Consider the following 23,166-nt stretch of genomic DNA (forward strand, 5'->3'; position numbering starts at 1 on the left):
ATAAATTCTTAGGGTTGGTTCCAGGTAAACCGGCCATCTCCAGCGGGTGCCAGGATACGGGCCTGTCTGAAGTTTGAAATCGTTATATGCGGATGCGGAAAGCCCTTTTGCTGACAAATTTCATAAAGCCGGGTTAGCTCAAAAGGCTGTTCAAGTTCTTCAATCAAATGAGAATAATAACGCGCAGCTTCATTGATGTCTGCAGGAAAACGATGGGGGATCACGGAAGTATCTTCATCCTGCACTTCTTCGGTTTGTTCCGGGGGATGATTATGGTTGAATTTTGATATGAAATTTTCCCAGAACCTTAAAACTCTATTAAGCTGGGAAACCACAAAAGACAAAACCACCAGACCGGAAAAAACGATGATGGCTCCGGTATAAGCCATGGCCCATCCATTGGCATTATTTATTGCTTCTAAACCGTACAATTTAAACCTCCCTGTTTAACTAAAGAAACCGTGGTAAATGCTAAATCAGCAGTACCTTTAATAGAACATCGGTTAAAATAAACAAAAGAGTTAGTTGCTCATAAAACATAAAAGATGTCAACAGAAATGATACTTTTTAATAAGGAAAAAACCGTTTGCAGCAGACAGGAATGATGATACCCTTGTTATATTTTCTATTGTAAAAAAAAATTGCCCGGCATAAATAAAAAACGGATAGAAAGGATACGACTTGCCCATGTCTACTTCCGCATCTGAAAAATTGCGCCGTTTTTATGATCAGTTTTCCAGCAATGACCATGTGCTAATCTTGATTAATGCTGATCCGGACGCCATTGCATGTGCCATGGCGGTGAAAAGGCTGCTGTGGAGAAAAACAGCCGGTGTAACCCTATCCAATATCAATGTGATCAAGAGGCCGGATAACTTAGCCATGATACGCCTGTTGGGAGTAAGCCTTGTTCATGTGGATGAAATTGATGAAAATGCGTTTAGTCGAATAGTGATGGTGGATTCTCAACCGGATCATCACCAATCCTTCGCAAGATTCAGACACGATGTGATTATAGACCATCATCCGGATACCGGGGTTGATGCACCTTTTACCGATATCCGCCCCAATTACGGCGCTGCTACCAGCATATTGACCGAATACCTTCGTACCGCGAAAATCAAGCCTTCAGCCAAACTGGCAACCGGCCTGTTTCTCGGCATTAAAGCAGATACGGATAATTTTAAACGGCAAACGCAAATTGAAGATGTCAGGGCATTTCAATATCTTTTTAAATATGCCAATATCCACCTTGCCAGAAAGATCGAACAGGCGGAACTGAGGCTTGATTTTCTTAAATATTTTAAGACCGCCCTGCAGACCAGGCGCATGCGCAAAGGCAAGGTCTTCGTCCACCTAGGGGCTGTGGCCAACCCTGATGTTTGTGTGCTTGTGGCTGATTTTTTTATGAGGGTTGATTCAGTCACATGGAGCATTATCTCAGGTACCTATGAAAAGAAACTGGTGGTCATCTTTAGAAATGACGGTATCAGGAAAAATGCAGGCACCGTGGCACAAAAAGCTTTCGGCTTTATCGGTTCAGCCGGCGGTCATAAAAGTATGGCCCGTGCCGAGATGCCTGTGGTCGAAATAAAGGAGTACACCGATTACAAAGATGAAAAAAAACTGCTCAGGTGGATCATAAGCAGGATTGAAAGAAAGGCTGGGTAACCCGCATGGAATCAACTGAAATAACCGTTACCATTCTCGGTTCCGGGACGTGTGTTCCATCACTTAAGCGAAGCGCCTGTTCCGTTCTCCTTGACATTAACGGGTCAAAGCTGCTGTTCGATTCAGGACCGGGCACCATGAGAAGGCTCCTTGAAACCGGAACAACCATATCCGACATCTCTTTTATATTTTACAGTCACCTGCACCCGGATCACACCGGAGAGCTGGTTAACTTTTTGTTTGCCACCAAATATCCGGATGAAAACAGCCGAACCATTCCATTAACGATCATCGCAGGACACGGCTTTTCCACCTTTTATAAAAAGCTTAAAAACATTTATGGGAACTGGATAGAGCTTTCTCCGGGTCTGCTAACCATACTTGAGCTGGACAACACCTCCCCTGATTCGATTGGTTTCGATCACTTTACCGTAAAATCAATCCCGGTTGAACACACTGAGGAAAGTATCGCATACAGGGTAAACACCGTGAGGGGAAAATCCGTGGTCTATTCAGGTGATACGGATTTTAATGAAAATCTGATTACACTCGCCAAAAAGGCGGATCTGCTTATCTGTGAATCTGCCATGCCCGATGAATTAAAGGTCACGGGCCACCTGACCCCTTCCCTGTCCGGTGAAATTGCCACCCGGGCAAATGTCGGCAAGCTGGTTCTCACCCATTTTTATCCCGAATGCGACCACACCGATATTAAAAAACAATGCCGCAAAACCTGGTCCGGTCCACTTGTGCTGGCAGAGGACCTGATGAATATCGATTTTATATAAATAACTCTTATAGTTTGAGCCGGCAGGTCAATCCTGCTTTTGTCCTTTTGCTCAACCTTGCATAGATCCGGCAAAGTCTCCACCGTTTTTAAGGCAGCAAGTGCAATCTTAACCAGGCAGTTAATGTGTCTATTTTTCTCCCAAATGTACCGGCACCGGTTTTACAAAACTGCTGTATCTAATACTAAATGTAATATCAAGCGGACATGTTTATTTAAGACAGTTTTTCCGATCCAGTCATGTGTGTGGCTTTTAGTATCGGTTCGAAATCTTTTAATGCTTTTTCACTCAGCATGTTCAGTTTTTTTGCCACTTTTGGTTCGAAAAGGACATAGATACCCTTTGATTCGGTGCAAAGAACACCTTCTTCGTTGTATATCCTGCCCTGCATCACGGCTTGCCTTTCGCTCTTCTTTTCAAAAACATTCCCCGCGATTTTAAGCTCCATTCCATGGTATACGGGTTTGATAAAATCTATCGTCATGGATTTGGTTAGAATCATTTTTTTTAACAGATAGATGGCTGACCAGCTCATAATTTCATCCAGCATGGTGGATAATATGCCGCCATGAACCAGGTTGTCCCAGCCGACCAGATGATCAGGCACCTTCACCCATGAAAACACGGACTTGTCATCAGAAAAGAATTTCATCCTCAGCCCGCTGGGATTTGCCGGACCGCACCCGAAACACATATGATCATCGCGATTATGAAGCTGTTTGATTCCAGTTTTGATATGATTGTCCACGTTTTTCCTCCGTCATGCTTCAATGGATTGTAAAATCTTTGCCGCTGAAAACGGGATGCCCGATATATAGGCGCAAGACCAGGGCGGCCCAACCTCGAAATTGGGCGCATGGGGAGGTTTTGAAGCCCCCTGCTACATGTCGAACCGTTCAATAATTATCTCAAATAATCTATTATGATAAAAAACGGGTAAAAATGCAAGGTTATATCGCAGTCGAATTAAAATACTGTTGCAGAATGGGTGGCGTTGATTTAAACATCAGGATTATTTTAAAAAGTTTAGCTTTGCAATAGAACATAATGGATTTAAGGCCTCAAGGGTAAGAACCGGAAAGGTTTTGACACCATTTCAGCTTATTATTCATCCCTCTGAAACACAGGAGAAATTCATGAAAAAACTAAACGGGCAGCAAAAAAAATATTTAAGGGGGCTTGCACACAACCTAAAACCGGTGGTCTTGATCGGGCAGAGCGGTTTACCCGGCCCTGTGATAAAGGCCATCGATGAGGCACTGGTTGCTCATGAACTGATTAAAATTAAGTGTAATGCACATAAGGAAAAAGAAAGTAAAAAAGATATGGCGATGACCATTGAAAACAGTACACATTCCCAACTGGTAGGGATTGTGGGTCATACCATCATTTTTTTCAGACAGAACATTGATCCGGAAAAACAGAAAATTCATTTTCCCCAACGGTCTGACAATGATTAGAATCTCTTGCTGAGATGGAAACCAGTAAAGATTAAGAGGGTGCGCTGAGGCCTTGGCAAAATGGTAATTTTCCTGTCACCGATACAACGTTTTTAATTTTATCATTTTATTCCGCACCTGTTCCTTCAGAGTATCGATTGCAAGGTCCTTAAATGACGCGTAAGGAATCGGTTTGCCGAAAATGACTGAAACGGTTTGCGGATGCAAGTGCCAGCTGTTCTTATTGTTAAATTCATACAACCCGTTAAACGCGAAGGGAAGAATATCCGCCTTGGCTTCTCTGGCAAGGTGAAACGGGCCTTTTTTAAACGATCCGATTTTTCCTGTCAGCGTGCGGTGACCTTCCGGAAGAATTATAATGGATGTACCGGATTTAATCACCTGTTTTGCTTTTTCCAGAGCTTTGACTGCCTCGGTGATATTTTTCCGCTGTATGGGAATGTTACCCCATTTCCGTGTTAAATATCCAAACAAAGGTAAAGAAAAATGGGATGCTGCCTCCACACCCACCCAGTACTTCGGAAAAGCTGCGGGTAATGTAAAAATATCAAAAAGACTTTCATGATTTCCCATGAATATGTATGAATGGTTTGGGTCAACATTTTCAACCCCAAGGGTTCTCAAATTCACACCCATGATCAGCAGTTGCATTCTCGCCATGATACGAATAGCCGGATAGATTGTTTTGGTAGAGAACAGGATCATACCGAAAACAATGATGCAAAATATTACCATAAAAAATAATGCCCCTATTGCCCAGAGTAACGCTGAAATAATCGATCTCACGAGAAGTACCTCACACGCCCCGATAAAATGGTGACCTGTGTCGGTGTGGCCCCGAAAATTTCTCCGTCCGGGAGCAGTGTTTTTCCTGGTGTGGTGCGAATAGATACGGTTTTTGCCTGGTAAAATAATACGGCAGGATTCTCGCCATGGGTTCCCTTAAATATCTTGGGAAATGTGGATATCAGGTTGGTTCTGCTTAGGGGTGACAATACCACCACGTCGAAAAGACCGTCATCGATTTTTGCCCCGGGTGCCATCAGCATTTTGCCACCGGTAAATCTTGAATTGCAGATTTCCACAAAACAGTTTTTTGCTGAAATGTTTTGGCCATCTATTTCCATTTCCAGGGAGTGGAATTTCAAGTTCATGGTGCGGTACAGTACGCCGATGATATAACTCAGATCGCCTGTCCATCCAAACCGTGCGGCTGTTTGGGCCACGTCGGTAACAAATCCCAACCCCATCAAATTAACAAAAAAATACACATCTTCACCCTGGGTAAAGCGGCACACATCGACCGCCATTGTGGTCCCACGGCAAAGAGCCGCAAATCCGTCTTCTTCGGTAAAAATCTCAAGATCCCTGGCAAATGAGTTTCCGCGTCCGGCCGGGATGATTCCCAGCGACGGCAACTCAGTGTCATGGTGGTATTTAAGCAACCCGTTCAATAAATGGTAGTTCGTTCCGTCCCCGCCCACACTAACAATTCCGTCATATTCCGCTAAAGATATGTGTTTCATTATTTCAGCGGCATGACCGTGGTACTGGGTGACAAACACATTAAACCGAATATTGGCTTCTTTCAGCCGTTTTTCAGCTAACTTCATCAAATTTTTGGCTTTTTTCGCGCCTATCCGCGGATTGAGGACCAATGCAATTTTCATGGGTTATGCATCTCGACAAAGAATCCGGAGCCTCATATTCACTTTAACCGAGGGTTTCCTTTTCAATAAGAAGTTGAGCATAGTTTGGACTTCAATCTTTTCAGATCTCAAAATTACTTTAAAGCTTGCCAGCCCCTAAGGACTGAGCTGTGGTGCCGTTACTCCCTTTTACTGATAAAAAATGGATTCTATCATTATGGTTTTGGGAAAGCAAGTAACCGCCATGATCTTTTTTACTAAGTCGTTTATATATCATTTGGGTATTACAACATTCTGTATAACTCTGATACTGGCAAGATGGCTTATGAATTCAAAAGGCCGGTTTTTATAGGGCACTCTCAATATATTACCCGTCTGAATTTTCTTGACATTAAGAGGTGTCCCATAATATTTAAACTTTAATATGGTCCTCACCTAAAGCTTAATCTCACTTTTACAATTACTTTCCTTTATTTTGGCAATTTCTATCCATCGTTGAATCGATGCTCAACTTCTAAATGCTCTTCCCTCTTAAAGATACTGGTTTTTTCTTATATAACCTATAACTTATGTAAAGATTAATATGGAGAAACCCCTCAAAATGTGCCAGCCTTGCTCCTAACAGGACGTTTGTTCTGTTGGGAGCTAAATCACTTCTACAAAAAACCAAATCCAGAGAAATCAGCCACAGATCTTCACTAAATTATTGTATCAAAGAGTCTGTCGCATTGCCAAAGCAACTAAAATTCAAAAGATAAGGAAGTGATATAGCTTTTGGTCTTTAGGGCTGAATATTACAATTTCTTAGAAAACAAGGAGGCTACACTATGAAAAGGGGCGATGGACCCCATTGTATGGACAGCCTGAGCAGAGAGTTAAGCTTTTAATCAGCAGGTTGAAAGAGGAGGCATCAGGCAGCCTCTGCAAATGGATGAGGAAGGTTGTAATAAACTTCATCCGGTGTCAGATTGTCAAGGGCCTGGTGAGAACGTTCCTGGTTGTAAAACCTAAACCATTCCTTGAGTCCGTTTCGTAATTGCATGCCATGATCGAAAGCATGCAGGTAAAGATAGTGATACTTAACCGTCCACCACAGGCGTTCAATGAAAATATTGTCTTGGACACGGCCTCTGCCGTCCATGCTGATTTTGATATTCTGATGTTTTAAAACATCGGTAAAAGCACTGCTGGTAAACTGGGCTCCTTGATCCGTGTTGAAGATTTCAGGTGCACCGAATCGATGAATAGCTTCTTCCAAAGCCTCAACACAAAAGTCAGCATCCAGGGTATTGGAGACACGCCAGGATAAGACTTTACGGCTGTTCCAGTCCATGACAGCCACAAGATACATAAAACCACGGCTCATGGGAACATAGGTGATATCTGCCGCCCACACTTGATTTGGGCGGTTAATATTTAAGTTTCTAAGGAGATAGGGATATACCTTGTGAGCCGGATGTGGGCGACTGGTCCTGGGTTTTGGATAAATAGCTTCAAGGCCCATGAGGCGCATCAGCCGCTGAACACGCTTGCGATTGATTTTATATCCCAGCCTGCGCAGATGGTTCCTCATGGAGCGACTGCCCCATGTGGGTGTTTTTAGATACTGTTTATCGATGAGTTCCATCAGTTTTAAGTCTTCGGGCTTTATCGGTTTCTTTTTATAGTAATACGTGGATCGATTGATATTCAGCAGTGGGCATTGTCGGAAGATACTCAGATTCTGGCAGGCAGGATCGACCATTCCCTGCCGCTGTTTGCGTTTCAGAAACCGAGTTTGCGTGATAAAAAATCGTTTTCAACCTTCAGTTGTCCGATTTGCCGGTGAAGTTCATCAATCTTAGCATCCACCTGTTTGCGAGATTTATTGCCTTTGCCAAATGAGTCGGCGGCATTTTAAACCAGAGCTCGCTTCCAGGCGGCGATCATAGTCGGATGTACGCCAAATCGTTGAGATAATTCTGCGGTTGTCTGTTCGTTTCTTAAAGCCGCTAACGCGACTTTGGCCTTGAATTCGGGACTATACTTTTTTCGCTTGTTGCTCATGTCAGCTCCTTTCTGTTTATGCTGACTCAGAGCTTAACACGTTGTACTAATTTGTCCAATTTTATGGGTCCACCGCCAGGTACATGAATTTTTTTTTGATGATAGTGTGTTTTTTTCTTCTGTTAGGAACAGCGAATGCCCAACACATGACCGAGGTGAATGTTAGATATGATTCTCGTTATTTTCCAGAATTTGTTTATGGCAGAGGAGGATCTGAGGGGCATTCGGGTGCATACATTCAAATTGTTGCTGGAATAGACGGATACAATGATTTCAGTAAAATCAGAGTTAAAGCCAAACATATAGCCAGTGACTTTGAGGTTAGCCTTGTAGAACAACCCTCTGCATGTATTGGAGGATGGCCTTTTGATAATGTTGATCAATACTTTGTTATTTGGCTTCGACCAGATCAATCGTGAATGACAGGTAAATGGAGAATTATTTTAAAATACGAGAAAAATGGTACAAAAGAAAAAGAGACAAAGGCCGTTATGGTTCCTCGTTTCAACTTTCCACCAGAGCCAACGGGGATTCAGCTTGCGAATTGGAATGGAAAAACTTGGATTGTTTGGAATAGAATTGGAGATCCGGGTAATTCTGGAAAACACGTTGAGTACCGAATTGCCCATTTTACAACACCTGCCCCGCATTGCATGGACGACTGGTTAGTTATTCAGGAGGGAGGACCAACGTATTATGAGTTGTGGAGCGGCAACAGAATTGCAGTGGAACTTCCCACTAATTGGGTATCAGGAGATTTAATAAGAATTGAGAACAGGGTTTACGACGACATGGATGGAGTCTATCGAAATGACAGGGGAACCAGATTTTTCTTTTTGCCCTAAATGGATTGATGAAATGTTTTAAGGATCTTTGTCTACACGAAGGTAAAATCATCCAAAAGGCAGGGTCAGAAATTGACTCTGCCTTTCGTCTTTGCCCTACCTTTCATTAAAAAATATTATCCAATATACACCATCTCACGGCCTTTTAAAACCGCATGATAAATCAATACAAATAATATCTTATGATTATTGATGTTTTGTTTTTACAGGTTGGATATACGGTTGGAAATTGTATTTTCAGACATGAAAAAAGGGCTTACAATTTCTTGTAACCCCTTTATTAAGTAGTGGCGGCGACGATCCCGCTTTTCGGCGGGAAACTCGCGACCTTCCCGTCAGGACTGACGGGAAGGTCTAACCAGTTTTTCAATGAATATTTTGCTTTTACGGTTTTTTACGTATGCTTCTCTTTGTTTTCATCTCTAAACGCTCTGATTTAATTTCCTAAGCCCTTTTTTCAGCTCAATCATAAGTAGCTCCTTGAGTCCTCATTTGAAGAAGTTGTTGAAATAGGATATGGGGTCGGTCACTCGTATTTTACCCTTGTCATAGGGTCTCTTTATTTCCGCAACAATCTGTATGGCCTTTTTGGGGTTAAAGTTGTTTTGTCAACCTGCCGGGGACCTCCTACTAAAACCATCTTTCTTTTCAGATCATTCAGAATATGTGATGCTATATAGCGCATATGTCTATTTTACCCATAGTTCCAAAACAGCCAAGGCTATTTTGGATTCAAGGTACAGAAATAAAAAACTCCACCGGCATTTTAGATGAACCTGATGGGGTTATATATATCAAATCCTAGCCTCAGGCAGAAAAAAGATTTACCCATTAAAAAGTGCGAAAGGTTCTTGACACTACCATAATCAAGAATTTTCCCCATTGCCCATAGCTCAAATATGATCTGCAATTCTCCACCACTTTAAATCTGAAAGCGCTATCATATACGACTGCCAGCACAAAATAATTTACCCTGAATTGTCCCCTTTTTATGGTGGGGATAGTTGTGGGGACGGCAAAAAATAGCCATTAAAAAAGGGCTCACAATTTCTTGCAAACCCTTTATTTAGTAGTAGCGGGGACGACGAGACTCGAACTCGTGACCTTCCCGTCAGGACTGACGGGACGTTCTAACCAGTGCAATCCTTAATCAAGGTTTTTATATAATCTTTATTCTTTCTACGTTTAATTGCATTTTCTCTTTTCATTGCACTGGATCTGTCCGGATGTTCTTCATGGTAAACCAACTTCCAGGGGCGCTTTGGTTTAGTATATTTTGTACGGCCCTGGTTGTGACGTTCAATCCGGGATTGCAAATCCTGTGTTGAACCGACATAGTAGGTTCCATCCTTAAAGCTTTTCAGTATGTAAACATAATAAGCCATAAAAAGAAAAGGCCTGTCACTTATGATATATGACAAGCCTTGTTGATTACTGGCGGGGACGACGAGACTCGAACTCGCGACCTCCGGCGTGACAGGCCGGCGTTCTAACCAAAACTGAACTACGCCCCCGAATGATAATGTGGTAAAATATTAATAAATTAAATCAGTAAATCTTAACTCGCGATCTTCCCGTCAGTCCTGACGGGACGTTCTAACCATAACTGAACTATGCCCCCTAAACGAGGGATATGGTAGGCGGAACAGGGCTTGAACCTGTGACCCTCGGCTTGTAAGGCCGATGCTCTCCCAACTGAGCTACCCGCCCGTGAAAATATCTGCCACTTTATTGTAGCTTGTGAGTGAAACAGGCTTGAACCTGTGACTCTCCCGTCTGGAAAGACGGGATGCTCTCCCAACTGAGCTACCCGCCCCTGATTTCTTTTTAGCGTTTCCGCCGAAAAGACTGTTTTGCTAACAACTAAACAAAATAAAGTCAAGCTTAATTTATATTAAAGACGTTCTTTGTTCCGCCTCGTCTGCCACTATCTCAAGTGGCATGTCATTTTTCTGAAAAAGTGTATCCTCTTCGCCCCGAATCAGAGCCAGAGTAAGGACCTCGTCCATGTGCTCAACCGGAAAAATATCGATATGCTTGGATATGCTTTTGGGGATATCTTTTAAATCTTTTTCATTTTCCTTGGGAATAATGACCTTTTTAATTCCTCCGCTGTGAGCGGCCAGAAATTTTTCCTTTAAACCGCCGATGGGAAGTATACGACCCCTTAGGGTAATCTCACCGGTCATGGCAAGGTCGCGATGAACCGGCCGCTTGGTCAATGCCGACACAATTGATGTGCACATTGAAATACCTGCCGAAGGGCCGTCTTTAGGAATCGCCCCTTCAGGGATATGAATATGCATATCATACTTTCGGTAAAACTTCTTGTCGATCATAAGGCTATCCGAACGTGAACGCACATAGCTAACCGCAGCCTGGGCGGATTCTTTCATCACATCTCCCAATTTGCCGGTGACGGTAAGCTTTCCCTTGCCCGGCATGATCAGGGTTTCGATACAAAGGAGTTCTCCGCCCACCTGTGTCCAGGCCAGTCCGGTAACAATTCCTATTTGGTCCGTCTCTTCTATCTGCCCCTCTCTGAAACGATAGGGCCCTAAATATTTTTGCACAGTTCTTGCGGTAATTTTATTTTCTCTGTCGTCATTATTTTTAACCACTTTACGGGCAATTTTTCGGCAAATGGAAGATATTTCCCGCTCCAGATTTCTTACTCCTGCTTCGCGCGTATATCGATGGATAATCGAATAAATTGCTTTTCTGTTATACTGCACATTTTTATCCGCCAGTCCGTTAGCTTCAATTTGCTTGGGAACCAGAAAGTCTTTGGCGATATTATATTTTTCATAGTCGGTATATCCTGACAGACGGATGATTTCCATCCGGTCCTGCAGAGGAAGCGGTATTTCCGGCAGGGTGTTGGCGGTGGTGATAAAAAGGATATCGGAAAGATCATAGTCCACATCCAGATAGTGGTCGTTAAAACTAAAGTTTTGTTCAGGATCAAGCACTTCTAACAGAGCTGCCGAGGGGTCACCCCTGAAGTCCATACTCATTTTATCCACTTCATCCAGACAGAAAACAGGGTTATTCACTCCCGCTTTTTTCAGGGACTGGATTATTTTACCCGGCATTGCCCCTATATAAGTCCTCCGGTGGCCCCGAATTTCCGCTTCATCCCGAACCCCTCCAAGTGAAAGACGAATATATTTTCTTCCGGTTGCCCGGGCCACTGATTTGGCAAGAGACGTTTTCCCCACACCAGGTGGACCCACAAAACACAATATCGGCCCTCTTATTTTTTTAACCAGACACTGAACCGCCAGATATTCAAGTATTCTTTCTTTGGGTTTTTTAAGCCCGTAGTGGTCTTCATCTAAAATTTTTTCTGCTTTATCAAGGTCATCCAATATCTCACTGGTTTCAAACCAGGGAAGGCTGATCATCCACTCTATATAATTTCTCACCACAGTGGCTTCAGCCGACATGGGTGTCATTTGCTTTAATTTTTTAAATTCCTGTTTGGCCTTTTCCGTGGCCTCATCAGACATCTTTTTTTCTTCGATCTTCTTTTCCAGCTCTTTGAGCTCATCCCGCCCATCATCTTCGCTGCCCATCTCCTTTTTTATGGCGCGCATCTGCTCGTTAAGGTAATATTGCTTCTGTGTTTTTTCCATCTGTTCCTTAACCCGGCTTTTTATCCTTTGGTCCATGGAAAAAATTTCAATTTCCATCTTCACCAGTTTAAGGAGAAGCGAAAGCCGCTTGGTTGGAGATGCTGTTTCCAGCAGACGTTGTTTATCTTCAATTTTAAAGGAAAAATGGGAGGCCAGGGTATCGGCCAGTTTGGAAAAATCTGAGATGGCGGAAATATTGTTTACCAGATCCTCGGAAATATTTTTGTTAAGGCCGGCATACTCTTCGAAACTCTCCATAACACCCTTTGACAGGGCAAAGCCTTCTGCGGTGTTTACTTCCGGTTCAACGACAGGTTCAATCTCCACCTGAAAAAAATCTTCTTGCTGAATAAAACGGGAGATATGACCACGAATTTTCCCCTCAACCAATGCTTTCACTGTTCCATCCGGAAGGCGAAGAAGTTGAAGAACCTTTCCTATTGTTCCGGTCAAACTAATGTCTTTTTCAGAAGGATTGTCCACACCGGCTTTTTTCTGTGTCGCCAGAAAAACACTTTTGTCCTTATTCATTGCATCAGAAAGCGCATTTACGGACTTTTTTCTGCCCACAAAGAGGGGAGCAACCATATAAGGAAAGACCACGATATCTCTTAGGGGCAACAGGGGAAGAATTAACTTTGATGAATCCATTTCGTTATCTTTTTCATTTTCTTTAAAAATTTTAGGCAAATTGACCATATCCTTAATCTTATTTATAAATTTTGCCGGGACCGTAATCCGCCGCGGATCAAATTCCCCCGCTTAAAATCAGCGGGCTAAAAAGGCGTGCAGCACAACATCCCGCTATGCTTGTTTTTTTGTCTGTTCATACAGCAATATTGGATCTTCTTTATTCAGCACCACATCTTCGCCAATGACACATTCTTTGACATTCTCTTTGGAAGGGATCTCATACATAATATCAAGCATACATGTTTCAAGAATTGCACGCAGCCCCCTTGCGCCTGCTTTTCGTTTTACCGCTTCTGCGGCAACCGCAGAAAGGGCGCTGTCGGTCAATCTGAGATTTACATTCTCCATTTCAAAAAGCTTTTGGAATTGCTTTAGCAGGGCGTTTTTAGGTTCGGTTAATATCCTTATCAACGCGCTTTCATTCAGTTCGGCAAGTGTGGCAATGACCGGCAAGCGACCTAAAAACTCCGGGATCAATCCGAACTTAATTAAATCTTCGGGTTGAATCATTTGCAGAATCTCTCCAATATTTTTTTCTTCCCGTTTGACTATTTTCGCTCCAAAGCCCATTATTTTGGCTCCGAGTCGGCGCTGAATGATTTTATCAAGGCCATTGAACGTTCCACCGCAGATAAAAAGTATGTTTGAAGTGTCCACCTTTACAAAATCCTGCTGGGGATGTTTTCTGCCACCTTTGGGAGGCACGCTTGCCGTGGTTCCTTCAATGATCTTTAATAAGGCCTGCTGCACACCCTCCCCTGAAACATCACGGGTAATGGAAGGGTTGTCGGACTTGCTGGCAATTTTATCAATTTCATCAATATAGACAATTCCCCGCTTTGCCTTTTCCACATCATAGTCAGCGTTTTGCAGGAGAGAAAGAATAATGTTTTCCACATCTTCTCCAACGTAGCCGGCCTCTGTCAGACTGGTTGCATCCGCGATGGTAAACGGCACATTTAAAAACCTGGCAAGGGTTTGTGCCAGAAGAGTTTTCCCGCAGCCTGTGGGTCCGATCAGAATAATATTGCTTTTGGCAATCTCCACATCTCCTGTATTGATGGGAGAGTCGAGGCGTTTGTAGTGGTTATAAACTGCGACGGCAAGAATTTTTTTGGCTGCTTCCTGTTCAATGACGTAATCATCAAGCATCGATTTAATTTCTTTGGGAGTGAGCAGATTCTCGATATCCCGGGAATCCTTTTCGGTCTCCTCGTCAATGATTTCGCTGCAAAGCTGAATGCACTCATCACAGATATAGACTGCCGGTCCGGCGATAAGTTTGGTAACCTCTTTCTGATTTTTCCCGCAAAATGAACAGAAAAGATTATTGTCTTCTTCTTTTTTTGCCATTTTACGCCTCCGTTTTGTCTAATTTGTCAAGATCATCTCGATTAACGATCACATGGTCGACAATCCCGTAATCTTTGGCCTCTTCACCGGACATAAAAAAGTCACGGTCCGTATCCTCTTGGACTTTCGCCAGGTCATTATCCGTATGAAATGCCAACACGTTGTTCAGTGTATCCCTCATTCGAAGAATTTCCTTGGCCTGGATGGCGATATCAGATGCCTGTCCCTGTGATCCCCCCATGGGCTGGTGGATCATAATTCTTGAATTGGGCAGACAATAGCGCTTTTTTTTGGCTCCTGCGGCAAGAAGCAAGGCGCCCATGCTGGCTGCCTGACCAATACATACGGTTGCAATGTCCGGCTTAATATACTGCATGGTGTCATACACGGCCAATCCTGAGGTCACCACACCACCGGGAGAATTTATATAAAAGTTGATATCCTTATCAGGGTCTTCTGATTCAAGAAAGAGAAGCTGTGCGATTAAAAGATTTGCAATATCATCATTTACAGCGGTTCCAAGAAATATAATCCTGTCCTTTAGCAGCCTTGAGTATATATCATATGCACGCTCTCCTCTGCTGGTCTGCTCTATTACCATAGGTACTAGTGTCACTGATCGTCTCCTTTATTATGTTTAAGCGAAACAGCACTCTCCGGCTCCCTCTTCAGGCGGAGCTGAGTTTCATTTCGTCTTATCCGATTCTTTTTTTTCAGGTTTCTCACCGGCCTCGGGCTTTACCTCTTCAACGGTACTACTATCAATAATAAGTCCAATCGCCTGTTTTTCAAGCAGGGTATGTTTAAAAAACTCCACTTTATCCTTATTCTGGCTGTAAAAATTCTTTATTTCTTCAACCGGTTGGTTAAAGCTGTCCGCCATCTCCTTGAATCCATTTTCCAGATCTTCATCAGATAAAGTCAGTTTTTCCTGGTCAATCAGCTTTTTTAAAATCAGATGCCTTTTTACCTGTTTCAAAGCCGTATCGCGATATTTTTCAGCAAGACCTTCCCTGGTAAGTCCCATATCCTCCATAGACATATTTTGGGATGCAAAAGATCGTTCTGCTTCTGCTATAATGCCTTCCAGTTCATAATCCACCATGGTGTCGGGCACTTCAAAATCTGATTTTTCGATTAACGCCTTAAAAATTTGCTCGTTGAGTTCCTGTTCCACCCTTTTTTCATAACCCTGTGTTAAATTATCGGTGATTGTTTTCTTTAACTCATCCAATGTGTTCATGTGGCCAAGATTCTTTGCCATCTCGTCATCGATTTCAGGCAACACTTCCTCTCTGATCTCATTGAGCTTGATGTTAAATGTTATATCCAACCCTGCCAGCTTGGCGTTAAAATAGTCTTGGGGAAAAGTGACTTTAACCTCCCTGGTTTCGGAAGGTTTCATACCGATCATGCCGCTGTCGAACTCCTTTAATATTTGTCCGTTTCCGACTTTCAGGGTAAAATTTTCAGTCATCTGTGTTTCGGCATAAGGCTTCCCGTCTTTAAATCCCTCATAATCGATCAGGGCAAAATCGCCTTCTTTTACAGGTCGATCTTCTTCAACGGTTTTTTGCTGGGCAAGGCTTTTTTGAAGCATCTTGAGTTGCGCATCAACCTCTTCCCCACTGATCTTGTACAGTGTTTTTTTCAGCGTTAATCCTTTAAAATCAAGATCTTCAATCTCAGGGCTGATCTCTATGGTCGCATTATATTTATAAGGCCCTTTTTCTTCCAGTCCGGGTGGGTCCACCTTGGGGTTTCCGACCATATTGAGCCCGGTCTCCTTAAGGGCATCTAAAAAAGAGTCCTGAATCAATCTGGAAGATACATCGGCATGCACGTCTTTCTGAAACATACGTTTAAGAACTGAACGGGGTGTCTTACCCGGACGAAAACCTTTCACCTTTGCGTTTTTCTTAAGATTTTTATACGATGCATCCAGTTCATTTATCACCTTTTCTTCAGGTATTTCAATGTGGAGTATCTTTTTTACACTGCTCAGATCTTCAACAGTAACTTGCATGGTTTTCCTTTCTGATAAGTTGCATTTTAATAAGTTTATTGGCTAAATTCATTCGTTTCACCAGAAGTTTTTTTGGTGCGAGAGGGGAGACTTGAACTCCCATTCTGTCTCCAGAGCTGGATCCTAAGTCCAGTGCGTCTACCAATTCCGCCACTCTCGCAATTTTTTTACAAACAAACCACCTTTAAAGAAACAGGTGCTTGACTTCTTGATGAAATATATTAAATTAAAGAACTTACAAAAGTCCTTCTTGCTCGACAGTGTTTCCCGAAATGCAGCTAGGTGTTAAGCAAATCAAAGATATTAAAAACCGTGAGGTCTCTGAAACTGCATATTTTATTTGCGGACAGACGATAAAAGTAATATCAAACTATAAATGTGTCAAGTAAAATTGAAGAAAGCGCTTACTGTGTCAACATCTCGGAAATTTTTGATCATTAAATTTTGCCTGATTATCCCCATGATCGCGATGATCATTCTCAGCCTGTCACCCCGGCTTTCATACCCAGTCAATCCTTTTTTAGCTGAAAAAAAAACAGTGGTTCTTGATCCCGGACATGGGGGAGATGATCATGGCGTACAGGGGCCTGCGGGAACGCTGGAAAAAGAGGTAGCACTCAGTCTGACAAAACTTATGGCAAGCCGGCTACAAAAGGATTACCAAGCGACACTTACCCGAAGCGGTGATTACCGGATCGATATCATGAACAGAACAGCCATGGCCAACCATTTGAAAGCCGATCTGTTTATCAGTATCCACTCAGGAGGAAGTTTTCTTCACCAGGCCAAAGGAATCAATATCTTCTATTTTAAACAACTGTCCGGATTGGCCCTTGAAACTGGTACTGATTCGTCAAAACAGAAAAACGAAGGTCGCTCCCTGACTCTCTGGAACAATATCCAGGCTAAACATATTGCATCCAGCAAAAAACTGGCTGAAATCATGCAAAAACACCTTAACAGTCAGTTGGATTTTTCTATCAGTAACATACAACAAGCCGATCTCATGGTCTTAAAAGGTGCGGATATGCCCGCCATTCTTATTGAAGTGGGCTATCTGACCAATCCCGGTGATGAAAAAAAATTGCAAAACCCAGAAGTGTTATCCGCTTTTGCCAGGGTAATCTGCAGCGGGATAGATGATTATTTTCAAAAGTCTAAAAGATGATTGCATTTATAAATAAGCCGTGATATTTAGACCGTCCATCATCAAAACCTACCTTAATCGGGGCGTGGCGCAGCCTGGAAGCGCGCCTGCTTTGGGAGCAGGAAGTCGGAGGTTCAAATCCTCTCGCCCCGACCACCATCGATTCTATCGATAGTGGGGCGGTTATTGCCCCATATCCTATTTTCATTTTTTGAACCGCAGAAAGTCGTTCCGACATATAATTTCAAGCACTTAGGGGTCATCCTAAAATGCTTTTTTTGTGGATTTCGGAGTTGAACAATGCCGCTGTTTTTTAATCCTTTAACAATATGTAAAAACGCGTTAATAAAAGTTGCATAATCGCGGTATTTATAATATAAAAATAGCGGTATAAAAAATGACAATATCGCGGCAGGAGAATTCGAAATGATGGAACGTTACCCAAGATGGCAAAAGGCAACCATCAAAAAACTGATGTTTGAAAGACGTGTGCTGTTATTGAGCGGTCCAAGGCAATGCGGTAAAACCACACTCGCACGTGAACTGGAATCCAATCAGACTGAATACAGAACACTTGATGACGGTACACTTAGAGAAGCTGCCGAAAATGATCCACAGGGATTCATCAAACGTAGCACCAAAACATTGATTGTTGATGAAGTGCAGCGAATCCCGTCCCTGCTTTCAGCAATTAAGAAAGCTGTAGACGAAGACACCCGTCCCGGGCAGTATCTATTGACTGGATCCACTAACATACAATCGCTTCCAACCGTTAGAGAATCTCTTGCCGGACGAATCGCTAAAATCCGATTGCGCCCACTCGCCCAGGGGGAAATCGAAAAAAATGCTGCCCGGTTTATTGATTCCGCATTTGAGCAATCGTTCTCGCGCAAACATAGCCACTATGACCGAGATGCTCTTCTAGAAATCGCTTTCAGAGGAGGCTTTCCAGAGCCGATGTCGCTTCAGGATCGCGGTCGAAAGCGATGGCACTCCGACTACGTTAATGCCATACTGGAACGAGACTTGAAAGAGATCGCCAGAATTCATCGAAAAAATACCATTAGAGAACTAGTACACACCCTTGCAGCATGGTCAGGTAAATTTATGGACATATCCGCCATCGGCTCTGGCCTATCCATCCGGCGACCCACACTCGAAAGCTACATCAACGCATTAGAGACACTCTATCTGATTGAGCGTGTATACCCTTGGACGAAAACAGACTATGCCCGTGTCGGTAAACAAAACAGGCTTTTTATGGTCGACAGTGGCCTGATGGCGTCCCAGCTCAGCTGGAAAATGGACCAAGTACGACTAGATTCCGATCGCTCCGGTAAATTGATTGAAACGTTCGCCTTCAATGAAATCATGGCGCAAGTTGACGCCGGAGAAGGTCGCTATGAACTATTTCACTACCGTGACCGTGAAAAACGTGAAATTGATTTCTTAATAGAAAGAGAAGATAATGCATTGCTAGGTATTGAAATCAAAGCCGGATCTGCTGTTGGAAAAAGTGACTTTAACCATATTCGCTGGTTCCAGAAAAATCTAGTAAAAAAACAAAAGTTTATCGGTATTGTTCTTTACACAGGGGAATTTCCCGCCTCTTTCGGCGATAACTTGTGGGCAATTCCCTTTAGTCTTTTGTGGTCTTAATGCATAATTTAAAAATTGGACAGCTACTTTACAGCAAGTACTGGAGATGCTAACATACAACGACATCAGTGTTGTTTTCAAACCCAATATTCATCAAAAAATCGCTTGGTATGGCAGCATCAATCTAATGAGTCACGGCAGTGCTCAAAAAAGTATTATGCGCATTGAAAGCTCTAATATCGCAAATGAATAGGAGAACAATTTGTGATAATATTCACATTATATGGACGTAAAAAGTGGTAATTATCACATAATTTGTCTGAATTAGGCTTAGAGAATCTTCTTTTTCATAATGAACACCCGGAATGAAATCAGTAGCCTTTTGAGTTTTTGCGGCTGCAGACCCAATAGAAACCCTTTTCAGGCGATAGTATGCACAACTTATTGATATTATACACCATGCCCATCATACACGGGGAGATGGAAAAGAATAGCTTAATAAATACGATTTAATTTAAAATAGTTATGGGTATATTTTTTGAAAAGATCAACTGCATTGAGAGCAGGAAGTCGTCCCACCAAATGGCAGGTTCGCCCCGATCACAAATACAATAGATTCTGTATCCTTTGATTGGTGTCTTACCAGACCAGAGATTTATGTATCCAGCCTTTGTCGCCGTCCGCATGTTGAATGTGAATCCATTTGCCTTTTTTCCTTAAAATCTTAAACGGAATCCCCTTGTCAACGGTAAACAGGATTTTATTGTTAGTGCCCGGGCCCGAACGGATGTTGGCTGTTTCTGATTTGGTAATAACTGTGGGCGTTTTATTGACCAGAGATTTATGTATCCAGCCTTCATCCGCTTCGAAATCCCGAAAATGGTACCAGGTATCGGTTTTTTCAATTATAAAAATAGGGTGATATTTTTCCACCTTCCATAAAATATCATGATCGGTTCCGGGCCCTGAGCGGATGTTGGCGGTGGCGGATGAAACCGCAACACGCTCGGCAAAAGCGACACTGCTAAGCAGTATCAGAAAAATTACCAAAAAAGCAGAATAATGTTTCATTATAAAAGCTGTTTCCTTTGTAAGCATTAATCTGACGGATAGGTAAAAAGCATCACCGTTGGCGTGATAACCAGTATCAACGATGGCTAAGTAAAAAGTTCCATTTATGCGCTGTAAAATACAAGATCCGGTAACCTGACGCAGGTAAGTTTATTACCGTAAACTGCTCCGGTATCGATCCCTATTTTGTTGGGAAGCAAAAGTGGTTCCGGAAGCGGTGTGTGCCCGAAAACCACCTGTTTCCCGAAATCGTAATCGGTCTTGATGAAATTTTTTCGAATCCAGAGCAGATCTTCAGGTTTCTGTTTTTCAAGGGGAACATTCTTCCTCAGTCCGGCGTGTACAAATATATAATGGTCGGTTTCATGATATAGAACCAGCGATTTAAAAAATTCTAGATGTTCGTCCGGAAAAACAGAATGATCTGCCGGATTGTAGTGTCTGCTATAGCTTTCCAGGGTTTGTTGGCCCCCATTAATAAGATATGTATATCTGTCTGTTTCTGCAAGATATTTCTCCAGCATATCTTCATGGTTTCCTTTTAAGAATATGATGTCCGGGTATTTCTTTTTCAAGTTAACTAAATATTCCACCACTTCATAAGAGTCGGGCCCGCGATCGATATAGTCTCCCAGAAACACCAATTTTTCGCTGTCAAGATCGATATTTATCTTATCCATAAGCGTAATCATTCTGTCGTAGCACCCATGTATATCGCCAATCACATAAGTTGTTTCCATTATTGCCATAGAAAAAAGCCCTTGCTGAGCGCACAGAAAATGAAGCTTAAAATGACATCATTATCAATATAGGGTGAAAAAAGAGATCACTGTATGCTATTTCGTAATAATTTATCATATCTTGCTGGACCTATAAAAAGTGCCACCGACGGCACAGCAGTCCGCCGCGAACCATATACCGGGCACAGCGGTTTTTCAGGTCGAAACCATACATGTCATATGCCGGGTATCTGAAAAACCCCGGCAACGCAGTAAATGGGAATTTCCACGACACCATCTTATCTTATTTGCGCTACTTTATGACAAACACACGTTTTGGTTTGTCAAGGCGTTCAATCCCCTCTTCCACAGCTGCCTGGTATGCAGCTGCAAAATCCTTTGGCTTCAGGCGGGTGGAAAGTCCCTCTATCTCATCGGCCCTGCCGCAGGGTCTGTACTGGGCCATTATATTTACATAGCTGTTGGCTGAAATATGGCTGGCAATGAATTGCATAATTTCACGCGTCCCGGCAAGTCCCCCGGGCAGAACAAGGTGACGTATCAACAAGCCTCGCATGGCAATCCCATGTTCATCAACAACAAGATCTCCAACCTGCCGGTGCATTTCAATCAGCGCATTTCGAGCGATTTCAGGGTAATCTTTTGCCTGGCATGCCGCTTCAGCGATTTCCGGGCTCCAGAATTTAAAATCCGGCATATAAATATCAACCACACCTTCAAGCAATTTCAGCGTTTCAATACTGTCGTAACCACCGGTGTTATATACCAGGGGGACATTCAAACCGTTTTCCACAGCAATGGAGAGTGCCGAAAGAATCTGGGGAACCACATGCGATGGGGTGACAAAATTAATATTGTGACATCCAATATCTTGCAGGTGAAGCATGGTTTCCGCCAGTTGCTCGGATGTGACTTCTTCCCCGTAGCCCTCATGGCTTATATCGTAATTTTGACAAAAAAGACACAACAGGTTGCAGTGTGTAAAGAAAATGGTGCCGGATCCGCCTGTTCCCACCAAAGGTGCTTCTTCACCAAAATGGGGATTATAGCTTGAAACAAACGCTTTTTCGCCTGTATTACATACGCCTGTTTCACCGGCAAGCCTGTCAACCCCGCATTCCCTGGGACAAAGCCTGCAAGAACCCATAATTTTGCTGGCTGCTTTTATCTTTTCCTGAAGCAGACCATTTTTAAACGTCTCTACATAAGTGGGTTTAAAAGCCGGCATTGTTTTAACTTTTTTACTCAAGAATGATCGTTTTTAAAATTTTTTATTTCCTTCAGCTGGCTCTACCATTATCTTTTGTGCCAAACCCCGTCCGAGTATAAAGCGTTTAAAATCCACCGCAACCACAAGTTGCCCCTGTTTCGGATTGGTGACTACTTCTATTTCATCCTTCAGCCTTAGACCCATTGAAAGCAAGCGCATCCTGGCACCTGATCCGCCGGTGATATCTTTAATAATCAGGCGCTCACCCGGTTTTGTCATGACAAGAGGCATCTCTTGTATGCGTGTTTTAAGGCATTCTGAACAGATACCATATATTTCCATTTTATGCTGAAGCATGTGGAAGCCATGAGCCTTCGCCACCTGTGCCTGAAGATCCTCCAAACGATCTTCCCTGAATTCAACAATCTTTCTGCATTTTGTGCAAATCATGTGATCATGGTGTTGGCCAAGGTGCATGTGTTCATAACGGACAGGTCCATTATTAAACCTGTTTATTTTAGCGAAACCGAAACGGATCATAAGCTTAAGGGTATCCCTGACAAAATCAGGTTCAAAATGATATCCTTTTTCCTCCAGAAGTTCAATCAACTCACTGCTGGTCAGGTGCTTTTCGGTTTGCAGAAAAACTTCAAGAATACTGAATCTGTCTTCAAAATCATCTATGTATTCCTGTTTAAAAAGTTTTTTGAACTGCTGTTTTTCCTGCCGGTGAATATGTCTCATATCAATTCCTTACCAAACAACCATGATGGTGCCGCATAAAGGTTCATCGACTGCCCGGGTGCAGCGTAACTCAATTCATGGTTGCCCGCCTCGCTGTATTCAAGCAGGGCATTTAAAATTTTCCTCCCCTGTTCAAGGTCTGAGATCTTCGACCTGACCTTGAACAGACAAGCGCAGACTTTCAACTGAAACGGTTTGAAACTGGCTCGTTTTTTGGATTTTCAGAAAAAAATCATCTGGTGGGGCCAGGAATGTCGTAGGTGGTGCATGTTCCAGTTGAACAGGTCCTTGTGGTAGCGGTTGGGCCTTGATTTGCACCGGTGTCGCTTCCTGTCGCGAAGTTGGTCACACTAAGAACACGTTCAAATTCTTCTGAATTGCACTTTGGGCATCGAAGCTCGGCTTCATCATCATCGTTTATAATCAGCAATTCAAAAAATTCCTGGCATTTTAAGCATTTAAATTCATATATCGGCATAGTTATAT

21 protein-coding genes, 5 tRNA genes and 1 pseudogene are annotated in these 23,166 nt (G+C 42.8%); 8 read left to right on the forward strand and 19 right to left on the reverse strand.

Annotated features, from left to right (window positions below):
- Positions 1–8 precede the first annotated feature (8 nt).
- A complete protein-coding gene (locus SWH54_19305) occupies positions 9–431 on the reverse strand; it encodes a hypothetical protein (GenBank protein ID MDY6793421.1) in 423 nt (140 codons plus the stop codon).
- A 256-nt stretch (positions 432–687) separates the two neighbouring features.
- Here SWH54_19305 and SWH54_19310 point away from each other — a divergent pair, with 256 nt between their 5' ends.
- Both SWH54_19310 and SWH54_19315 read left to right on the forward strand, forming a co-directional pair.
- Positions 688–1,671: a DHH family phosphoesterase gene (locus SWH54_19310; protein ID MDY6793422.1), complete on the forward strand. Its 984-nt coding sequence runs from the start codon at positions 688–690 to the stop codon at positions 1,669–1,671.
- A gap of 5 nt (positions 1,672–1,676) precedes the next feature.
- Positions 1,677–2,459: an MBL fold metallo-hydrolase gene (locus tag SWH54_19315; protein ID MDY6793423.1), complete on the forward strand. Its 783-nt coding sequence runs from the start codon at positions 1,677–1,679 to the stop codon at positions 2,457–2,459.
- A 214-nt stretch (positions 2,460–2,673) separates the two neighbouring features.
- On the opposite strand, the gene SWH54_19320 is transcribed toward SWH54_19315, so the two are convergent.
- Positions 2,674–3,207 (reverse strand): PaaI family thioesterase, encoded by a 534-nt coding sequence (locus tag SWH54_19320; GenBank protein ID MDY6793424.1) that lies wholly within the window; start codon positions 3,205–3,207, stop codon positions 2,674–2,676.
- A gap of 388 nt (positions 3,208–3,595) precedes the next feature.
- Between SWH54_19320 and yhbY the strand changes: the two genes are divergently transcribed.
- Positions 3,596–3,919, forward strand: a complete 324-nt coding sequence (gene yhbY / locus SWH54_19325; protein ID MDY6793425.1) for a ribosome assembly RNA-binding protein YhbY — start codon at positions 3,596–3,598, stop codon at positions 3,917–3,919.
- 75 nt (positions 3,920–3,994) lie between these two features.
- Here the strand turns inward: yhbY and SWH54_19330 are convergent, their stop codons facing one another.
- From SWH54_19330 to SWH54_19340, 3 genes and pseudogenes are all read right to left on the reverse strand, one after another.
- The gene (locus SWH54_19330) at positions 3,995–4,654 is read right to left on the reverse strand and encodes a lysophospholipid acyltransferase family protein (protein MDY6793426.1); all 660 of its coding nucleotides are present in this window, start codon (positions 4,652–4,654) and stop codon (positions 3,995–3,997) included.
- Positions 4,655–4,701: 47 nt separating this feature from the next.
- On the reverse strand, positions 4,702–5,589 hold the full coding sequence (locus tag SWH54_19335) for a diacylglycerol kinase family lipid kinase (protein MDY6793427.1): 888 nt from the start codon (positions 5,587–5,589) through the stop codon (positions 4,702–4,704).
- Positions 5,590–6,478: 889 nt separating this feature from the next.
- A pseudogene (locus SWH54_19340) lies at positions 6,479–7,614 on the reverse strand (IS3 family transposase).
- A 146-nt stretch (positions 7,615–7,760) separates the two neighbouring features.
- Here SWH54_19340 and SWH54_19345 point away from each other — a divergent pair.
- Both SWH54_19345 and SWH54_19350 read left to right on the forward strand, forming a co-directional pair.
- Positions 7,761–8,033: a hypothetical protein gene (locus tag SWH54_19345; protein ID MDY6793428.1), complete on the forward strand. Its 273-nt coding sequence runs from the start codon at positions 7,761–7,763 to the stop codon at positions 8,031–8,033.
- Positions 8,034–8,459 (forward strand): hypothetical protein, encoded by a 426-nt coding sequence (locus tag SWH54_19350; GenBank protein MDY6793429.1) that lies wholly within the window; start codon positions 8,034–8,036, stop codon positions 8,457–8,459. It begins immediately after the preceding gene.
- Positions 8,460–9,535: 1,076 nt separating this feature from the next.
- Here the strand turns inward: SWH54_19350 and SWH54_19355 are convergent.
- The 9 genes from SWH54_19355 to SWH54_19395 form a co-directional block, all read right to left on the reverse strand.
- Positions 9,536–9,605, reverse strand: a tRNA-OTHER gene (locus SWH54_19355).
- Positions 9,590–9,844: a GIY-YIG nuclease family protein gene (locus SWH54_19360; protein ID MDY6793430.1), complete on the reverse strand. Its 255-nt coding sequence runs from the start codon at positions 9,842–9,844 to the stop codon at positions 9,590–9,592. The genes SWH54_19355 and SWH54_19360 overlap by 16 nt, the downstream gene beginning before the upstream one ends.
- Positions 9,845–9,894: 50 nt before the next feature.
- Positions 9,895–9,973 (reverse strand) — tRNA-Asp (locus tag SWH54_19365).
- A gap of 120 nt (positions 9,974–10,093) precedes the next feature.
- Positions 10,094–10,169 (reverse strand) — tRNA-Val (locus SWH54_19370).
- Positions 10,170–10,348: 179 nt separating this feature from the next.
- A complete protein-coding gene (lon, locus tag SWH54_19375; GenBank protein MDY6793431.1) occupies positions 10,349–12,748 on the reverse strand; it encodes an endopeptidase La in 2,400 nt (799 codons plus the stop codon).
- 153 nt (positions 12,749–12,901) lie between these two features.
- Positions 12,902–14,143: an ATP-dependent Clp protease ATP-binding subunit ClpX gene (gene clpX / locus SWH54_19380; protein ID MDY6793432.1), complete on the reverse strand. Its 1,242-nt coding sequence runs from the start codon at positions 14,141–14,143 to the stop codon at positions 12,902–12,904.
- Position 14,144: 1 nt separating this feature from the next.
- Positions 14,145–14,759 (reverse strand): ATP-dependent Clp endopeptidase proteolytic subunit ClpP, encoded by a 615-nt coding sequence (gene clpP, locus SWH54_19385; GenBank protein MDY6793433.1) that lies wholly within the window; start codon positions 14,757–14,759, stop codon positions 14,145–14,147.
- Between the two features lie 69 nt (positions 14,760–14,828).
- A complete protein-coding gene (gene tig / locus SWH54_19390; protein MDY6793434.1) occupies positions 14,829–16,169 on the reverse strand; it encodes a trigger factor in 1,341 nt (446 codons plus the stop codon).
- A 73-nt stretch (positions 16,170–16,242) separates the two neighbouring features.
- A tRNA-Leu gene (locus SWH54_19395) sits at positions 16,243–16,329 on the reverse strand.
- Between the two features lie 270 nt (positions 16,330–16,599).
- On the opposite strand from SWH54_19395, the gene SWH54_19400 reads away from it, so the two are divergent.
- The 3 genes from SWH54_19400 to SWH54_19410 all read left to right on the forward strand — a co-directional run bounded on the left by SWH54_19400 (position 16,600) and on the right by SWH54_19410 (position 18,975).
- Entirely contained in the window at positions 16,600–17,337 is a 738-nt protein-coding gene (locus SWH54_19400; GenBank protein MDY6793435.1) for an N-acetylmuramoyl-L-alanine amidase, read from the forward strand.
- 58 nt (positions 17,338–17,395) lie between these two features.
- Positions 17,396–17,472: transfer RNA gene (locus SWH54_19405), tRNA-Pro, on the forward strand.
- 270 nt (positions 17,473–17,742) lie between these two features.
- Complete coding sequence (locus SWH54_19410; protein ID MDY6793436.1) at positions 17,743–18,975, forward strand: ATP-binding protein; 1,233 nt, start codon at positions 17,743–17,745, stop codon at positions 18,973–18,975.
- 579 nt (positions 18,976–19,554) lie between these two features.
- Here the strand turns inward: SWH54_19410 and SWH54_19415 are convergent.
- The 5 genes from SWH54_19415 to SWH54_19435 form a co-directional block, all read right to left on the reverse strand.
- The gene (locus SWH54_19415) at positions 19,555–19,986 is read right to left on the reverse strand and encodes an SH3 domain-containing protein (GenBank protein ID MDY6793437.1); all 432 of its coding nucleotides are present in this window, start codon (positions 19,984–19,986) and stop codon (positions 19,555–19,557) included.
- 104 nt (positions 19,987–20,090) lie between these two features.
- A complete protein-coding gene (locus tag SWH54_19420) occupies positions 20,091–20,735 on the reverse strand; it encodes a metallophosphoesterase family protein (GenBank protein ID MDY6793438.1) in 645 nt (214 codons plus the stop codon).
- Between the two features lie 283 nt (positions 20,736–21,018).
- A complete protein-coding gene (locus tag SWH54_19425) occupies positions 21,019–21,954 on the reverse strand; it encodes a radical SAM protein (protein ID MDY6793439.1) in 936 nt (311 codons plus the stop codon).
- A 33-nt stretch (positions 21,955–21,987) separates the two neighbouring features.
- Positions 21,988–22,680, reverse strand: a complete 693-nt coding sequence (locus SWH54_19430; GenBank protein ID MDY6793440.1) for a transcriptional repressor — start codon at positions 22,678–22,680, stop codon at positions 21,988–21,990.
- Between the two features lie 232 nt (positions 22,681–22,912).
- Positions 22,913–23,158 (reverse strand): zinc ribbon domain-containing protein, encoded by a 246-nt coding sequence (locus SWH54_19435; GenBank protein ID MDY6793441.1) that lies wholly within the window; start codon positions 23,156–23,158, stop codon positions 22,913–22,915.
- Between the last annotated feature and the right edge of the window lie 8 nt (positions 23,159–23,166).

This window comes from Thermodesulfobacteriota bacterium (genome assembly GCA_034189135.1).
In the GTDB taxonomy this organism is placed as follows: domain Bacteria; phylum Desulfobacterota; class Desulfobacteria; order Desulfobacterales; family JAUWMJ01; genus JAUWMJ01.

Coding starts and splice junctions, on each gene's coding strand:
- SWH54_19310 (MDY6793422.1), top strand. CDS start 688: ATGTCTACTTCCGCATCTGAAAAATTGCGCCGTTTTTATGATCAGTTT.
- SWH54_19315 (MDY6793423.1), top strand. CDS start 1,677: ATGGAATCAACTGAAATAACCGTTACCATTCTCGGTTCCGGGACGTGT.
- yhbY (MDY6793425.1), top strand. CDS start 3,596: ATGAAAAAACTAAACGGGCAGCAAAAAAAATATTTAAGGGGGCTTGCA.
- SWH54_19330 (MDY6793426.1), bottom strand. CDS start 4,654: ATGGTAATATTTTGCATCATTGTTTTCGGTATGATCCTGTTCTCTACC.
- SWH54_19335 (MDY6793427.1), bottom strand. CDS start 5,589: ATGAAAATTGCATTGGTCCTCAATCCGCGGATAGGCGCGAAAAAAGCC.
- SWH54_19345 (MDY6793428.1), top strand. CDS start 7,761: ATGACCGAGGTGAATGTTAGATATGATTCTCGTTATTTTCCAGAATTT.
- SWH54_19350 (MDY6793429.1), top strand. CDS start 8,034: ATGACAGGTAAATGGAGAATTATTTTAAAATACGAGAAAAATGGTACA.
- SWH54_19360 (MDY6793430.1), bottom strand. CDS start 9,844: ATGGCTTATTATGTTTACATACTGAAAAGCTTTAAGGATGGAACCTAC.
- lon (MDY6793431.1), bottom strand. CDS start 12,748: ATGGATTCATCAAAGTTAATTCTTCCCCTGTTGCCCCTAAGAGATATC.
- clpX (MDY6793432.1), bottom strand. CDS start 14,143: ATGGCAAAAAAAGAAGAAGACAATAATCTTTTCTGTTCATTTTGCGGG.
- tig (MDY6793434.1), bottom strand. CDS start 16,169: ATGCAAGTTACTGTTGAAGATCTGAGCAGTGTAAAAAAGATACTCCAC.
- SWH54_19410 (MDY6793436.1), top strand. CDS start 17,743: ATGATGGAACGTTACCCAAGATGGCAAAAGGCAACCATCAAAAAACTG.
- SWH54_19415 (MDY6793437.1), bottom strand. CDS start 19,986: ATGAAACATTATTCTGCTTTTTTGGTAATTTTTCTGATACTGCTTAGC.
- SWH54_19420 (MDY6793438.1), bottom strand. CDS start 20,735: ATGGCAATAATGGAAACAACTTATGTGATTGGCGATATACATGGGTGC.
- SWH54_19425 (MDY6793439.1), bottom strand. CDS start 21,954: ATGCCGGCTTTTAAACCCACTTATGTAGAGACGTTTAAAAATGGTCTG.
- SWH54_19430 (MDY6793440.1), bottom strand. CDS start 22,680: ATGAGACATATTCACCGGCAGGAAAAACAGCAGTTCAAAAAACTTTTT.
- SWH54_19435 (MDY6793441.1), bottom strand. CDS start 23,158: ATGCCGATATATGAATTTAAATGCTTAAAATGCCAGGAATTTTTTGAA.